The 15,636-nt window shown below is 29.6% G+C and carries 15 protein-coding genes and 1 pseudogene; all 16 read left to right on the forward strand.

Going from position 1 to position 15,636, the window contains the following annotated elements; genetic code table 11:
• Window positions 1-241: 241 nt before the first annotated feature.
• Window positions 242-937, forward strand: coding sequence for an SH3 domain-containing protein (locus BM072_RS12890; protein ID WP_092909173.1), 696 nt, complete (start codon window positions 242-244; stop codon window positions 935-937).
• Between the two features lie 250 nt (window positions 938-1,187).
• Window positions 1,188-1,691 carry a DUF2004 domain-containing protein gene (locus BM072_RS12895; protein ID WP_092909176.1) on the forward strand — a complete coding sequence of 168 codons (504 nt, stop codon included), beginning with the start codon at window positions 1,188-1,190 and terminating at the stop codon, window positions 1,689-1,691.
• An 89-nt stretch (window positions 1,692-1,780) separates the two neighbouring features.
• Entirely contained in the window at window positions 1,781-2,251 is a 471-nt protein-coding gene (locus BM072_RS12900) for a hypothetical protein (protein WP_092909179.1), read from the forward strand.
• A 165-nt stretch (window positions 2,252-2,416) separates the two neighbouring features.
• Window positions 2,417-2,848 carry a hypothetical protein gene (locus tag BM072_RS12905; protein WP_092909182.1) on the forward strand — a complete coding sequence of 144 codons (432 nt, stop codon included), beginning with the start codon at window positions 2,417-2,419 and terminating at the stop codon, window positions 2,846-2,848.
• Window positions 2,849-3,793: 945 nt separating this feature from the next.
• Window positions 3,794-4,279, forward strand: coding sequence for a DMP19 family protein (locus BM072_RS12910; RefSeq protein ID WP_245752183.1), 486 nt, complete (start codon window positions 3,794-3,796; stop codon window positions 4,277-4,279).
• A 150-nt stretch (window positions 4,280-4,429) separates the two neighbouring features.
• Window positions 4,430-5,014 carry a mannose-1-phosphate guanylyltransferase gene (locus tag BM072_RS12915; protein WP_177190319.1) on the forward strand — a complete coding sequence of 195 codons (585 nt, stop codon included), beginning with the start codon at window positions 4,430-4,432 and terminating at the stop codon, window positions 5,012-5,014.
• A gap of 153 nt (window positions 5,015-5,167) precedes the next feature.
• Window positions 5,168-5,865 (forward strand): annotated as a pseudogene (locus BM072_RS12920) (DUF6994 family protein).
• Between the two features lie 161 nt (window positions 5,866-6,026).
• A complete protein-coding gene (locus BM072_RS15420; protein WP_125113126.1) occupies window positions 6,027-6,458 on the forward strand; it encodes a hypothetical protein in 432 nt (143 codons plus the stop codon).
• Window positions 6,459-7,345: 887 nt separating this feature from the next.
• A complete protein-coding gene (locus BM072_RS12930) occupies window positions 7,346-8,134 on the forward strand; it encodes a DUF4290 domain-containing protein (protein WP_092909191.1) in 789 nt (262 codons plus the stop codon).
• Between the two features lie 24 nt (window positions 8,135-8,158).
• A complete protein-coding gene (murA, locus tag BM072_RS12935) occupies window positions 8,159-9,469 on the forward strand; it encodes a UDP-N-acetylglucosamine 1-carboxyvinyltransferase (RefSeq protein ID WP_092909195.1) in 1,311 nt (436 codons plus the stop codon).
• A 10-nt stretch (window positions 9,470-9,479) separates the two neighbouring features.
• Window positions 9,480-10,157 (forward strand): VTT domain-containing protein, encoded by a 678-nt coding sequence (locus tag BM072_RS12940; protein ID WP_092909198.1) that lies wholly within the window; start codon window positions 9,480-9,482, stop codon window positions 10,155-10,157.
• Window positions 10,154-10,888 carry a shikimate dehydrogenase family protein gene (locus BM072_RS12945; protein ID WP_092909200.1) on the forward strand — a complete coding sequence of 245 codons (735 nt, stop codon included), beginning with the start codon at window positions 10,154-10,156 and terminating at the stop codon, window positions 10,886-10,888. The genes BM072_RS12940 and BM072_RS12945 overlap by 4 nt, the downstream gene beginning before the upstream one ends.
• Window positions 10,889-10,945: 57 nt before the next feature.
• Window positions 10,946-12,808, forward strand: coding sequence for a DUF349 domain-containing protein (locus tag BM072_RS12950; RefSeq protein WP_092909203.1), 1,863 nt, complete (start codon window positions 10,946-10,948; stop codon window positions 12,806-12,808).
• 8 nt (window positions 12,809-12,816) lie between these two features.
• Window positions 12,817-13,869 (forward strand): bifunctional diaminohydroxyphosphoribosylaminopyrimidine deaminase/5-amino-6-(5-phosphoribosylamino)uracil reductase RibD, encoded by a 1,053-nt coding sequence (ribD, locus tag BM072_RS12955; RefSeq protein WP_092909206.1) that lies wholly within the window; start codon window positions 12,817-12,819, stop codon window positions 13,867-13,869.
• A 91-nt stretch (window positions 13,870-13,960) separates the two neighbouring features.
• Window positions 13,961-14,566 (forward strand): IMPACT family protein, encoded by a 606-nt coding sequence (locus BM072_RS12960; protein WP_092909210.1) that lies wholly within the window; start codon window positions 13,961-13,963, stop codon window positions 14,564-14,566.
• Window positions 14,566-15,612, forward strand: a complete 1,047-nt coding sequence (locus BM072_RS12965) for an acyltransferase family protein (RefSeq protein WP_092909213.1) — start codon at window positions 14,566-14,568, stop codon at window positions 15,610-15,612. Before BM072_RS12960 ends, BM072_RS12965 begins: the two co-directional genes overlap by 1 nt.
• The last annotated feature ends 24 nt before the right edge of the window (window positions 15,613-15,636 follow it).

The raw sequence follows: 15,636 nt of genomic DNA on the forward strand, positions 1-15,636 counted from the left end.
CTCCGGAGATTTTTTTTAGTTACCATAATTTTGAATTTTAAATATCCTAAATATATGGTTTATAACGGAAAAGCTACCGGAGGTTTAGTTCAACAAGGGTTTTGCAATAGTGGGCAGGAAGTTTTTAATCGAAGTTTTGTACTTGGGTAGAAATTTGTATTTTAGTTGAAAGTTTCGGCTTCGAAACGCCCCACCATCGCAAAGCCCCAAAACGTTATAGGAAATTTTACCGATTTTACGTATGAAATCAAAGTTTCTTATTTTAATATTTTTATTCTCATTAAAATCCTTATTTGCACAAGAATTTGCTGTAATTAATGATAATGATGGGTATACTAATGTTCGAAGTGAAAATAGTATAACTTCAAAAATATTAGACAAATTAAATAAGGGACATTTGATTTGTGTAATGAATACTGAAGGAAATTGGTGGAATATTGATTATGCAACAAATAAAAATGAAATAAAAGTCGGATATGTTTATAAAGACCGTATCAAGTTAATTTCAGAATTTAATAAAATTCCTATTTTAGAAGAAAAGGAAAAGCAAATAACATTTAGCGACAAAGCTATTGAGGTCAAAGTCGTACAAGATAAATTTGATAAGATTAAACATAGTTTCAATTATGTAAAAAAATATCCAAACCAAATATTAAAAATTGATGGGAAAGATTATTGGGGAACTGATGGTGAAATGCCAAAAACTGAGTATAAAAGTATCACCATAAAATTTAATAATTCTACATTACAATTACCTGAAGAAGCTTTAGAAAATCTATATGAACCTAATCTTTCATCGACAAAGGTAAATTTTGATAAAAGTAATAATACAATCTATATTTCAGCAATGAATAGTGACGGAGCAGGAGGATATTTGGTAATTTGGAAAATTGAAAAAGGAAAATATATGGAACGATTTGTAGCGTATGGTTTCTAAAAAAAAACTGCCTATAACAATGTATTGGCAAAAGACGGGAGGAAGTTATAAGTTGTACTACTCTACTTATTTAGCCGCCGCTATTTCGTATTTTTTAAGTAAGTTTACTTCATAGAGAAATATCGGCTCAGTTCCGTTCTAAATTGAACTTTTAGTTCATTTTAGCCCGTCCTTCGCCAATACCCGCTCGTTGTGCGTCATTTTAGACAAACGCAACCAAAATAGATAACGGACACTTAAAAATAAAAAAATGACAGAATACACTTTACCACATTTCGGAAAATTGCAAGTAGAAAATTTGGAAGAATATTATAATGTTGATATTGAATTAGGAGGAAAAGAAATTCAAATCGACCTAAATTTTGAAAACAAAACTATTAACATTGAAGATTTTGACACAATAAAACATTTCATTGAAAATATAGAAAATTTTGACAAACAAAATCAACATTATATTAAAAGTGATTATGATGATGAAAATGGAAACACTGTAAAAGAATACGTAACATTTCACATTGAAGAATTAGGAGAAGAATTTTTAGAGCAAATAAATATAGACAACCAAACAGATAAAGAGCAACAATTTTTAACAAAACTCAACTTAACACGAGTTGGTATTTATCCAGACGGAAAATATGACACTTCATATTTTGCTGTTTTTGACTATACAGTTAACAAAGAATTGACAGACCAATTGATTGTTGTAAAAACTGATAATAAAGGTAATTTAGACCATTTGAGTTGGGAAAGCTAGAGAAAAAACGAACGCACAATAAGATATTGCCAAAACGTTAGCAGCAATATTATTGAAAATCCCGCTATCAAAAGAAAAACTCATAAGGAATGAATATAAAATTAACAACATTTTTTTTGCTAATAATTACTATTTCACATTCTTGCAATGGACAGAAAAAGGATAGTAATGATAAAGATGAAAGTGTAACTAAAGAATATTCAAAGGCTAAAAATATGGAAAATTCAACGTTTGAAATACAAATTAATATTTTAAAAAAATCAATGTTAGAATATATGGAAATGGCAAATCCTTCTTATTCTAAAAATGATGTTGACGAATGTGTTAAAATTTTGAATGAGTATCTTTTAGAAATTAAAAATTCAAATTCAAAAGAAGCTGGAATGAAAATAGTTGAAAACACAATAAAAAAACTAAATAAATTAAATGAAAAGTGTAATTCAGAATTAATAGAAACGTCTGAAAGAGAACAAATTGCTGAAATAATAATTTTGGCAAGTAGTGAAAAGGGTTATAATACAAAGGAAGAAGATATAACTGAAAATTGGAGGGAATGGTAAAAATACTGCTGCTAACAAGGGTTTTGCAATAGTGGGCAGGAAGTTTTTAGTTGAAGTTTTGTACTTCGATAGAAATTTGTATTTTAGTTGAAAGTTTCGGCTTCGAAATGCCCACCATCGCAAAGCCCCAAAACGTTATATGATATTATTTCAAACTTTTACCCTATGAATAGATGGTCTGAAATTGCTAAAAAAAATATTCTTACTCTCTCCAAAAATAAAAATAATTTTAATTTAGCTTTAAAAGAATGGACCTTCTCTGGAAACATTTATGATCATAAAGTAGCTGAAGAAATATGTGAATTATGTGAGAACGAAAATTTAAGATATCATTTTGAAATTTACAATGGACTAGGTAATAGATTATTGGTTGGTAGTAGTTGCATTAATAGATTTGATATTACAGTTTTTGATAAGGAAGGTATTGAAGTAACAGAAAATAAAGAATCATATCTTAAAAAGGCATTAAATGAAAAACTTATTGAAGATATCTTCTTTCAACTAAAATCTTCTAATAAAACTGGAAAATTAAAAAGATTAAAAAAAACTACAGCTAACAAGGTATTGCTAAAAGGCGGGGTTGAAGTTATAATTTGAACTTGTGTACTTCTATCAACTTTTGTACTTTAGCTGAAATGAAGTGCTTCGAAAGCCCGCCATTCAGTAATGCCCAAAACGTTGTATGTAATTTTATAATCACTCTTATGTTTGAAAATTTAACCAAATTGATTTTATTTTCTTTAATAGTTATTTCTTATAATAACCAAGAAAAACATAAAAAAAAATAATGAATATCAATGGAATCAAATCAATATTCAAAATTCTAAAGAAGAGTTAATTATTTACAAAAATGAAGACTCTGCTACATACTTAAAACCTATATGGAAACATATTAGTGGAGAATTTATTAATGCTAAATATAAACAAATCGGTATAGAGCATAAATCAATTAATTTTACTAAATCTGAAAAAGATAGTTTAGCAAAATATGTCTTGAAATCAATTCAAAATCCAATAAATTCTCAAAATTTTTGTACGATTTTGTTGGAAAAATATCGCTAACAGCTTTAAATGATAATTCTAAAGTTTCTGTTAGTTATAATTCTGTTTGTGAATTTGATTCTTTGTCTCCTAATTTCACAAAGCTTTATAAATTGATAGCTTCTAAAATTGAGTTTGATAATAAATAAAACTATATACAACATAGTGTTTGGCGAAAAACGGTCTGAAAGTAAACTTTCAGCCGTTGTTTTTTCCAACGCAAAATTGCTTTTCTCAAAACTTTAAATTAAATTAGTTTCTATAAAAAAGCAATTTGCTTGAACGGACGAACTTGAGCTTTCGCTCAATTTCTCTTACGTTCTTCACAAATAATCAACTCATTAGCGATCAGGCTAAAAAACGACAAACCAATGACAAGACGAATTATAATTATGGGACTTATAACAACAATCTTAAACTTGTTTGGCTGTTCAGGACAGACAAAGAGAGATACTGACAAAATATCAAAAGAAACAGAAGAACAGACCAATACATAAGGAATTGACTGAGCAAATTATTGACATAACTTCGGACGAAAATTTATTGCAAGTAGTTTTTGACAACTTGTCAGAAAAACAACCGACAAACTATGAAAATGAGTATGAAACCGTAATGAGTTGGAACAAGTCAAGACAAGCAATTTATATGATTTGGGTATTAGAAGGCGAAGTAAATAACGGTGGTTACAATCAATTTTATTTTAATTCTAGCAGACAGTTTTACAAACATTTACCTGACGCTTTAAAACTTGTAGGAGCGAATAAATTTTCAGACTTGACCAAACGAGCGAATGAAACTTTTGAAAAAGAAAATCCTAAAATAACTCAACACCAAGACGGAACATTGGAAGGATTTAGTAAATCATATGACGACAATCCATTAAACAAATTTGACGATGAATTTTATGCCCTTTATGAAAATGAAAATTTACAACAATTTCAAATTGATTATATAAGAAAACATAAGAACGAATTTATTGATAAATAATAAGCGGAAAAAAGCCCGAACCGCTAACAATGTATTGCCAAAAGCGGGACTGAACGGCTTCGATTTTAGCTGACCTGATTTGCTTCTAAATCCCGCCCTTTAACAATATCCAAAACGTTATCAGAAAATTTAAACAAACAAATCCCGAAAATGAAAACTGAAATAAAATATATTGAACTAAAATCAAGATTTAGTAATAATGGTCCTGCTTGGATTGGAGTTGTTTCATTTTCAAAAAGTGGAAAAACAATATATTTTAATGGAAAAGCTTTTCAAACATTAAATGGAAATGGAATTTCGGGAAACTATTACGAAATCGAATCTGGAAATGAATATTGGATTTCGGGAGTAAAGAAAAATCAACGAGATAGACACATTTATGGTAATGGGAAAATTCAAGTTGAAAAAAGAATTCTAAATGAATACTTAAAAATTGTAAATCTTGAAAGTTTAAATTCTAAATTATATGAAATTATAGAAGTTAACGAAGAAATTCCTATTTTAAAAATTAATGAAATTGAAAATCAAAAAATAGAATGTAATTCTGAAATTGATGATAAAAAAAGATTTTTAAAACCAAATGAAATGAATGATTCTGAATTAGAATTCTTCATTGAGTATTTTTACGAAAATTCAATAAATGGAAAATATCTGAAAGGAAGAAAATATTCACGTAATCAGATGAATCAATTAATTGTAGAAAAAGAATCAAGAAAACAAAAAATCTTCTGCTAACAATAAATTGGCAAAAAACGGATAAAAAGTTTTTAATTCACGTTATGTACTTCGACAGAAAGTTGTATTTTAGTTGAAAGTTTCGGCTTCGTAACGCCCACCATCGCAAAGCCCTAAAACGTTAACTGCAAGCGTTAAAACGACACCGCAAGAATGAATAAAATTGACATTTATTTTGATTTTCGTAAGGAATCTAAAGCTAGAGACCCAGATAGGTGGAGTCCCACTTTACAAGAATATCACCGAATTGTATGGAGTAAACCTTTGCCGAATGGAAAAATATTTACTTTAAATAAAATAAGTCAAAATAGACTTTACTATAAGTCAGAATTAAGCGAGTTTTATTTATCAAGTGATATGGCTTTTTATGGTTTTATACGAAAATGTCATAGAACAAAATTTATTGTTTCTCAAATATCAGAAACAGACATTAAAGAATTTGAACAGTTAACGCTAAAAACACTTGGCGGAACAATGATTTGGCCAAGTATTAGAATCGACAATAAAATGACTATTAATGGGGCAAGAGGATTTAATAGATTAATTGCCGATAGACTTGATTTAACTATCGAATGTGTAAGACGATATTATTTAGAAGAGAATAGTCCACTTTACGAAGTCTTTAAACGATATTCAAGTTTTTTTTCTTTATTCAATAACTTTAGAGAATATATAGACTTTTTTTTCTTCAAGATTTTATTGATGAAAAGGACCAAGTAAAATTTTCTCTACCATTTGATGATTTTAAAAGCCCATCATTTCTTAAAACAATAGAAGAATATTCTCAATATAAAACACATACAATCGATTTAGTTAATAAAAGAAATAGAAGAATCTTAGAAAGTATATGAAATGCCAGACGCTAACAAAGTATTTCTAAAAGGCGGGTTAAAATTATAATTTGAATTTGTGTACTTCTTCAACTTTTGTACTTTAGTAAAACTGAAGTGCTGTGAAATTCCACCCTTAATTTAATAATAAAAACGTTAGCGTAAATACATAATACATTACTATGAAATCAAAAATTTATCTATTCTTATTAATCCTTAGTTTCTTCATTCTTGGATTTTTATTGTATCAAAATTTCATAGATTTTATTTCTAATTATTTCTTAGAAACAAATAATTTGATAAATACATCTCCAAATTCTCATTTTATTGATAGATGGTTATTTTGTTTAGGTATGGCAATAATTCCTTTAATTATAAAAACTTTTAAAATTAAAAGAGACATAATATTTGCTCCTATAACTCTAGGATTAATTGCAATTTTCGTTTTATCTAGAGTGTATTTTATAAATAATAGAGTAGAAAACTTAATAACTTTCGATACTAGCGAACTGAAAATTGGATTATTTTTCACCTTAGGTGTAATCAGTGCATATTTATTAAAAATTCTTAAAAAAACATTAAACAAACACACTTCCGTTAATAGAGCATTATAAAAAGACCGGAGGAAGTTATAATTTGAACTTGCGTACTTCTATCAACTTTTGTTCTTTAGCTGATTTGCTTCGAAATTCCGCTATTCAGTAATACTCGGAACATTACAATCAATTATTTACAAAAAACCCTCAAGAAATAAAATGAAGAAATTTTTCACCATATTTATCGTCTTATTTATAGTTTTCGGTTATAAAACAATTCAAAAAGAGACTCAAAAAGGAGGAATTCAAAAAACTACACTAAAACTGAATTTCTAAAGTCATTAGGTTATGCTTCCGATTATGATAATGTTTTGACAAATGATCAAATCAATAAATTATCAAAAATATTATCAGATTATGAGTAAAAAACAACAAATGAAATTGTAATTGTTTCGATAACTAAGAATCTAAGTGAAAATAATTTTGATCAATATGTATTTAATTTATCAAATAATTGGGAAGTTAGAAAAGCAGAAAAAATAATGGATCAACTTAACCGAAGATATATGAATAAGAAAATTAAACTTATATGTTTTGCTTATTTTTGGTTTATCTTGAATTTAATACTGAAAAGCATATATAAAATAATTCAAACTACCCAGAATCATCTAAATCTAAGCCTAAAACTCTTACTCGTTTATTTCAAAAGAAAATACTATATTTGAATTCGTTTAATCTTCTTCAGATTACAACCGTTCTAATTGATACACAGGCTCAATTACAAATTCTTACTTAATTGATTTGAATGAATAAAAAAGCTGAGAGAAAAAACTTAATTTTGAAGCGTTTCAATTCTACTTTTATAAGAATAATTTAATATAAATTTATAATTCAAAACGACCATTATAAACCATAATATCGGTTATAAATTCGTAAATTTGCAAACATATACAGTATAAAATTTAATGGAATATAATACACTACGTACACAATTAATCATTCCAGAATATGGTCGACATATTCAAGAAATGGTCGATCACTGTAAAACAATCACGGACGAAAAAGAGCGCAATGGTTTTGCGGAAATTATTATCGAAGTTATGGGAGAATTAAATCCTCATTTACGTGATATACCTGATTTTCAGCACAAACTTTGGGATCAACTTTTTATCATGGCTGAGTTTGATTTAGACGTTAAATCTCCTTATCCAATTCCGACAAAAAAAGATACTATAAACAGTAAACCAAATAAAGTAGATTATCCAAAAAGTATCTACAAATACAGATATTACGGTAATAATATCCGAAAAATGATAGATGTTGCGGTAACATGGGAAGAAGGTGAAAAACGAGAAGGTTTATATTTCGCGATTGCCAATCACATGAAAAAATGTTATTTATTATGGAACAAAGATACGGTTGATGATAAAGTAATTTTTGATCATTTGTATGAACTTTCTGATGGTAAAATTGATTTAAGAAAAGCAGAAGATCAATTGGTTTCTCCTGAGCGTGTAAACAATAACAACAATACAAATTCTAACACGCATCAAAATAATCAGAATAACCAAAACAACAATCGTTCGTATACAAATAATAACCAGAACAATAACCGTTCGTATACGAATAACAACAATCAGAATTCTAACCGAAATAATACCAACCAGAATTCTACGAATCGTACACAAAATACAAACAGAAATACGAATCAACCAAATAACCGCAACCAAAACGTTCGAAATAATAAAGGTTAAATCAAAACTATTTAATACAAATAAATGGCTACATTTCAAATAAAGGGAGGGAAACCTTTGAAAGGAGAAATTACTCCACAAGGTGCTAAAAATGAAGTACTACAAATTTTATGTGCGGTTTTATTAACCAATGAACAAGTTCGTATAAAAAATATTCCAGACATCCGCGATGTAAATCGTTTGATAGAAATCTTAGGAGATTTAGGTGTTAAAACGCAAAAAAATGGAAAAGGAGATTTTACATTTCAAGCAGATGATTTACGCTTAGATTATTTAAGAGGAAAACAATTTCGTAAAGATGGCGCTGCATTACGTGGATCAATCATGTTAATGGGACCACTTTTAGCTCGTTTCGGGGAAGCTTTTATGCCAAAACCAGGAGGAGATAAAATTGGACGTCGTCGTTTAGACACACATTTCGAAGGATTTTTTGCGCTTGGTGCAAAATACCGTTTCAATCCAGACGAAGATTTTTACGGGGTTGAAGTTGACGAAAATGGCTTACAAGGTTCTTATATGTTATTAGAAGAAGCCTCTGTAACAGGAACTGCAAACATCATTATGGCTGCTGTTTTAGCAAAAGGAACAACAACAGTTTACAATGCCGCTTGCGAACCATACATTCAACAATTGTGTAAAATGTTGAACCGCATGGGTGCTAAAATTTCTGGAATTTCTTCTAATCTTTTAACGATTGAAGGTGTTGAAGTTTTAGGCGGAACAGAACATACTTGTTTACCAGATATGATTGAAATTGGATCGTGGATTGGTCTTGCAGCTATGACAAAATCTGAGTTAACAATCAAAAATGTATCTTGGGAAAACTTAGGTGTTATTCCAGATGTATTCAAAAAATTAGGCATAAAATTAGAACGTCGCGACGACGATATTTATATTCCTGCACAAGAAAATTATGAAATTGAACGATTTATCGATGGATCTATCTTAACAATTTCTGATGCACCTTGGCCTGGTTTTACACCAGATTTATTATCAATCATCTTGGTAATTGCAACACAAGCAAAAGGAAGTGTTTTAGTTCATCAAAAAATGTTTGAATCTCGCTTATTCTTTGTTGACAAATTGATAGAAATGGGCGCTCAAATTATTTTATGTGATCCGCACCGCGCAACCGTAATTGGTTTAAACCACGAAACGCCGTTGAAAGGAGCCGAATTAACTTCTCCAGACATTCGTGCGGGTATGTCGCTTTTAATTGCTGCTTTATCTGCAAAAGGTGAAACAATTATTCATAACATCGATCAAATTGACAGAGGTTACGAAGATATTGACACACGTTTGCGTGCAATTGGAGCTGATATTATAAGAGCTTAAAACTAAAAAAATGCAATCAATTATTGAGTTTATCACCAATTTTGTTCAACGTCCAGACAGAGTTTTAATGGATATCATCAATAACTACGGTTATTGGATTTACGTTATTTTGTTTGTGATAATTTTTGCAGAAACAGGTTTAATCATCATGTCATTTTTAATGCCATTTTTACCTGGTGATGCGTTGATTTTTTCAATCGGAATGATTGCTGCAAATGACCAACAAAATCATTTGCATATCGAATATATCATTCCATTATTGATGGTTGCAGCAATTCTTGGTGACAATGTAAATTACTATGTCGGAAAAAGATTTGGCGGATGGATTCTGAATCGACCTGATTCGTTTTTCTTGAAAAAGAAACACATCGAAAAGGCTTCAGAATTTTTTGAAGAGCATGGCAAAAAAGCAATTATTATTGCGCGTTTTATGCCCGTTGTTCGTACCATTATTCCATTTATTTGTGGTGTTACAAATCTAAATTACAAAACCTTTATTACCTATAGTTTTATTGGTGCTGTGCTTTGGGTAGGCGCTATTTCGTTATTAGGACATACATTGGGTCAATTTGATATTGTAAAAAATAATTTAGAGAAATTTATTTTCGGAATAATTATTTTGGCAAACATGCCTTTAATTATCCGTTTAATAAGTTCTAAACTTTCAAAAAATAAAACAGAAAAATGAGACAATTTGGATTAATCGGACGTAATATTTCATATTCATTTTCGAAATCTTATTTTGCTGAAAAATTTATAAACGAAAACATTGTAGACGCTGTCTACAATGTTTTTGATTTAAATGAAATTGCTGAAGTAGAAAATGTATTTGCAACAGAAGGTTTAGTGGGCTTCAATGTAACCATTCCTTACAAACAAGACATTATTCCGTTTTTGGACGAACTTTCTCCAGAAGCAAAAGCAATTGGTGCTGTTAACACCGTTTTAATCAAAGATGGAAAACGAATTGGTCATAATACAGATTGTTATGGTTTTCATCATTCCATTTTACCATTACTCGAAAATCATCACAAAAAAGCTTTGGTTTTAGGAAATGGTGGCGCTGCAAAAGCAGTTTATTATATTCTTGATTTACTAAAAATTGAATATAAAATAGTTTCGAGAACAAAAACAGAGAACCAATTATCGTATCACGAATTAGATGAATCGGTTATGAATGATTTTCAACTTATCATCAATTGTTCGCCCGTTGGCACTTTTCCAAATACCGAAAATGCTCCACTCCTACCTTATCAATTTATTAATGAAAAACATTTATTGTACGACTTAATTTACAATCCACCAATGACCAAATTTTTAGAAAATGGACAAAAAAATGGAGCTAAAATTAAAAATGGACACCAAATGTTAGTTCTACAAGCCGAAAAAGCTTGGGAAATATGGAATAAAGTAGACTAAATGACTTGATTTTGTTCTTTAGTTTTATTAGATTTGAGGAACAAAACATATTTACTTATGAACACAGAAATGGATAACCTGCATAATGCAGATGGAGAACAACAATCCCAACCTGTCTCTACAAACGACAATAGCACAGAATCTTACAAAACAGAAGAGACTGTAAATCAGGAAAAAGTAAGCGATATTTCGTTTAAAGATTACGAAACTTTTAGTTTTGATGTCTTGATAAATGAAGCAAAAAATCTTTTGGGCAAACATTCTGTTCAAGAAATTCGCGAACATTTCAATCAAATTCGTGATGCTTTTAAGCAAAAACTTGAAGTAGACGAAGCAGAGAAAAAAGAAGCTTTTGTAAATGAAGGTGGTGATGAAGTAGATTTTAAATACGAAACAACTTATCGTGCAAAATTTAATGCGGTTTACAATGATTTTAAACATCAATTAACTGCTTTTTACAAAGAAAACGAGAAAAAAGAATCGGATAATTTAGATGAACGTTTGGCTATTATTGACCAATTAAAAGCGTTATACCAAGAACCTGGTGAAACATCGTCTGCAATGTTCAAAAAATTTCGCGAACTAAAAACGCGTTGGCACAATGCTGGTAGAATTCCGAGTAAAAATGCCGAAAATATCTTCAAAAATTATTTCTTTCACTTAGATAATTTCTACACATATTTGGATATGAATAAGGAATTACAAACGTTAGATTATGCTCATAATCTAGAAGTTCGTCATTCTATTATCAATCGTGCAGAAGAATTAATCAAGGAAACAAATGTGCAAAAAGCACTAAATGAGTTGCAATATCTTCACCGTTTATGGAAAGAAGAAGCTGTGCCTGTGCAAGAAGATTTGCGCGAACCAACTTGGCAAAAATTCAAGGAATTAACAAATAAAATTCATGAACGTAAAGGCGAGTTAAACGAAAAAATCAAATTAGAACAAAAAGATAATCTTGAAAAGAAAAACGAGATTATTAAAAATATAAAAGAAATTGCAGCAAAAGCGGCGAGTAAATCGCACGGAGATTGGCAAAAAGCAATCAAAGATATTAATACGCTTCGCGAACAATTTATTGGATTAGGTCGAGTGCCAAAAGATAAAAATGCGGCAACTTGGGATGCTTTTAAAGAAGTGACAAGAGAATTTAATCACATTAAAAATGATTTCTATAAAACGCTAAAAACTGAACAACAAGGTAATCTTGAGAAAAAATTAGCGCTATTAGATGTTGCAAAACAACATACAGAAAGCACAGATTGGAACAATTCTGTACAAGTGATTAAACGAATTCAGAATGATTGGAAAAATATTGGCCATGTTCCAAGAAAAAATTCAGACAAAATCTGGAAAGAATTTAAAGATACATGTAATCAATTTTTTGATCGATACAAAAATCGTCACGAACAAGATAATCAAAAGTTAGAAGTTAATTTTGAGAACAAACAAGCTTTCTTAGAAGAATTTAAAACAACTGAGATTTCAGAAAACAAAGACGAAGCTTTAAAACAACTTGAAGAATTGCATGCAACTTGGGCAAGTTTAGGAAAAGTTCCTGCAGATAAATTAGCCATTAATCAAGAGTTTACAAATCTTTACAATGATAAATTAAGCGCTTTAAATTTATCAAAAGCTGAAATGAGTGATTACAAACTTCAGTCTTTTGTCAATAAAATAAAAGCAGATGGAAATGATCGTTTATTGGATGACGAAATTAGAAAAACACGTAAATCTATTGATGAATTAGAAAAAGAAATTAATCAATTGGATAACAATGTACATTTCTTTTCGAATGCCAATGCGGACAGTCCCTTATTAAAAGATGTTTACAGACAAATTGATGAAAAGCGTAACAAATTAACGGAAGCTGAAATCAAATTGAAAACGTTATTCAACATCAATTTTAATGATTAAAATTTAAAATGAAACAACAATCTATCGATGAGATGTATATGTCTCGTTGCATACAAATTGCCGCAAACGGGTTAGGAACAACGTATCCTAATCCGTTTGTTGGTTCTGTAATTGTACATAATAACAAAATTATTGGCGAAGGTTTTACATCTGAATATGGTGGACCACATGCCGAAGTAAATGCAATAAACTCGGTTAAAAATCCCGAATTATTAAAAGAAAGTACACTTTATGTGACGCTAGAACCTTGTGCACATTTTGGTAAAACACCGCCTTGCGCCGATTTGATTATCAAAAAAGAAATCAAGAGAGTTGTCATCGGAACGTTAGATCCTTTTTCTAAAGTAAACGGACAAGGTTATTTGCGTTTGCTGAAAAATGGCGTTGATGTGACTTTAAATATTTTAGAAAATGAGTGTTTAGAATTAAATAAACGTTTTTTAACTTTTCATCAAAAAAAACGACCATATATTATTCTGAAATGGGCGCAAACAGAAGATGGTTACATGGGGCGCGATGATATTCAGAAATGGATAACCAATCAATATTCCAAGCAATTGGTGCACAAATGGCGAACTGAAGAAGAAGCTATTTTGGTCGGAAAAAATACAGCTTTGATTGATAATCCGCAATTAAATTCGAGATTATGGAATGGTAAAAATCCTTTGCGAATTGCGATTGATAAAAATCTTGCAATACCAAGAAGTTTTCATCTTTTTGACCAATCTCAACCAACTGTTATTTTTAATTCGCTTGAAGATGTTGAAGAAGAAAACCTCTTCCTCAAAAAAATAGATTTCTCAGAAAAAATCATTCCACAAGTTATTGATTATTTGTATCAAAAAAACATACAATCGCTTATTATAGAAGGCGGAAGTGATACAATACAATATTTTATTGAGACAAATTTATGGGACGAAGCAAGAATTTTGAGTTCGGATACAATTTGGAACGAAGGAATTTTAGCGCCGCGAATAAAAGGAACACGAATTGGAAAATATCGTTTTCTAAATGATGAATTAAATATTTTTGAAAATAGAATACAAACTGAAGAATCTTAGAAATAAGGTTCTTTTGTTTATAAAAAGTATATCGCCTAAAATTTAGGATTAACGTATATTTACACAACTTTTATAACGCCAAAAAATAGAAATGACTGATAGTTATCGCACAATTGAAAAACCAATAGAAGATGTAATTTTTAAAGAAATGGGAAGCAAATTTATCAATTTTGCTTATCCTGTGGAAAATGAAGATGAAGTAAAACTTTATTTGGAGAATTTGTACGAAAAACATCCCGATGCAAATCATCATTGCTATGCTTATATTTTGGGTATTGACGGAAAAAATCATCGTGCAAATGATGATGGCGAACCAAGTGGTTCTGCAGGTTTACCTATTTATAATCAGATTTTATCGCACGAAATCACCAATGTTTTAGTGGTTTCGGTTCGTTATTTTGGAGGAACAAAACTAGGAATTCCGGGTTTAGTAAAAGCCTATAAATACGGTGCACAAGTTGTGTTGGAAGAAGCAAATATTGTAGAACGATTTGTTTCTAAACGTGTAAAAATGGTTTTTAATTATGATCAACAAGGAATTGTTGAACGAAATGTGGATCGCATAGAAGGCGAAATTAAAGAAAAACATTTTACGGATAAATGTATGTTTACAATTGTTGTGCGCGAAAGTAAATTGGACCAATTTATTAAAATGTTTGATGAGTATTATCAAATGGAAATTAAAATTTTAGATTAATGTTAAACAGCTTAACATCGTTACGTTTTTTCTTTGCTTTTGTCGTTTTCTTAAGCCATTTAACCTTTGTAAAAACAGATTTGGTTTGGTACAATTGGTTAAAAAACAACGTTTTTTTTGAAGGTTATTTAGGTGTTGGTTTCTTTTTTATTTTAAGCGGTTTTGTTTTAGCGCTTAACTACGAGAAAAAAGTTATTGATAATCCAAACTTTGATAAAAAGAAATTTTATATCGCTCGTTTTGCACGTATTTATCCTTTGCATGTGCTTACTTTTCTTATCATGTTACCCTTTGTTGTAATCAATGTTTGGAAAGGTATTTTTGAGTGGGATATTGCTGCTGCAAATCTATTTTTATTGCAATCTTACATTCCAATAAAAGATTTCTATTTCTCTATAAACAATGTTTCGTGGAGTATTTCTACCGAAGCTTTCTTCTATACTATGTTTCCATTTTATGTTATTTGGTTGTACAAATTCCCTAAACTGAAATATATTTTATTACTGATTATTCCAGCAATTATCGTCGCTGAACCTTATTTTTCAACAAATAGAAGTTTAGAAAAAGGTATTTTTTACATCAACCCAATTGTGCGTAGTTTTGACTTTATTTTAGGAATAATAACGTGTCAAATCTATCAAAAAGTAAAGACGAAAGAGATTAATTTAACTAAAGGAACAATGATAGAATTTGCTGCGATTGTTCTGTTAATCGGTTTTTTTATCTTTCATGAAGATGTTGCAAGAGCATTTCGTTACGGAATTTATTATTGGATTCCGATGATGATAATTGTACTAGTTTTTGCGCTTCAAAAAGGATATTTTTCTAAACTATTGCAACACAAAAGTTTGGTTTATTTGGGCGAAATTAGTTTTGCATTTTATATGATTCACATGATTGTCATCAAATACGGAAATCATTTTTTAACTACAACTCCTGACTTTTATAAAATCGGAATTTATTTTGTAATTGCTTTAATTCTAAGCGCATTAATCTTTGAATATTTTGAAAAACCTGTTGCAAAATGGATCAAACAGAAGTTTTAAATTTATACAGAATAAATATTTATT

This window comes from Algoriella xinjiangensis, assembly GCF_900115015.1.
GTDB classification, from domain to species: domain Bacteria; phylum Bacteroidota; class Bacteroidia; order Flavobacteriales; family Weeksellaceae; genus Empedobacter; species Empedobacter xinjiangensis.

Excerpts from the sequence above, each read along its gene's own strand:
- BM072_RS12960 (WP_092909210.1), top strand. The coding sequence starts at position 13,961 with ATGACTGATAGTTATCGCACAATTGAAAAACCAATAGAAGATGTAATT.
- BM072_RS12930 (WP_092909191.1), top strand. The coding sequence starts at position 7,346 with ATGGAATATAATACACTACGTACACAATTAATCATTCCAGAATATGGT.
- BM072_RS12900 (WP_092909179.1), top strand. The coding sequence starts at position 1,781 with ATGAATATAAAATTAACAACATTTTTTTTGCTAATAATTACTATTTCA.
- BM072_RS12905 (WP_092909182.1), top strand. The coding sequence starts at position 2,417 with ATGAATAGATGGTCTGAAATTGCTAAAAAAAATATTCTTACTCTCTCC.
- BM072_RS12940 (WP_092909198.1), top strand. The coding sequence starts at position 9,480 with ATGCAATCAATTATTGAGTTTATCACCAATTTTGTTCAACGTCCAGAC.
- BM072_RS12890 (WP_092909173.1), top strand. The coding sequence starts at position 242 with ATGAAATCAAAGTTTCTTATTTTAATATTTTTATTCTCATTAAAATCC.
- BM072_RS12950 (WP_092909203.1), top strand. The coding sequence starts at position 10,946 with ATGAACACAGAAATGGATAACCTGCATAATGCAGATGGAGAACAACAA.
- BM072_RS15420 (WP_125113126.1), top strand. The coding sequence starts at position 6,027 with ATGAAATCAAAAATTTATCTATTCTTATTAATCCTTAGTTTCTTCATT.
- BM072_RS12945 (WP_092909200.1), top strand. The coding sequence starts at position 10,154 with ATGAGACAATTTGGATTAATCGGACGTAATATTTCATATTCATTTTCG.
- murA (WP_092909195.1), top strand. The coding sequence starts at position 8,159 with ATGGCTACATTTCAAATAAAGGGAGGGAAACCTTTGAAAGGAGAAATT.
- ribD (WP_092909206.1), top strand. The coding sequence starts at position 12,817 with ATGAAACAACAATCTATCGATGAGATGTATATGTCTCGTTGCATACAA.
- BM072_RS12915 (WP_177190319.1), top strand. The coding sequence starts at position 4,430 with ATGAAAACTGAAATAAAATATATTGAACTAAAATCAAGATTTAGTAAT.
- BM072_RS12895 (WP_092909176.1), top strand. The coding sequence starts at position 1,188 with ATGACAGAATACACTTTACCACATTTCGGAAAATTGCAAGTAGAAAAT.
- BM072_RS12965 (WP_092909213.1), top strand. The coding sequence starts at position 14,566 with ATGTTAAACAGCTTAACATCGTTACGTTTTTTCTTTGCTTTTGTCGTT.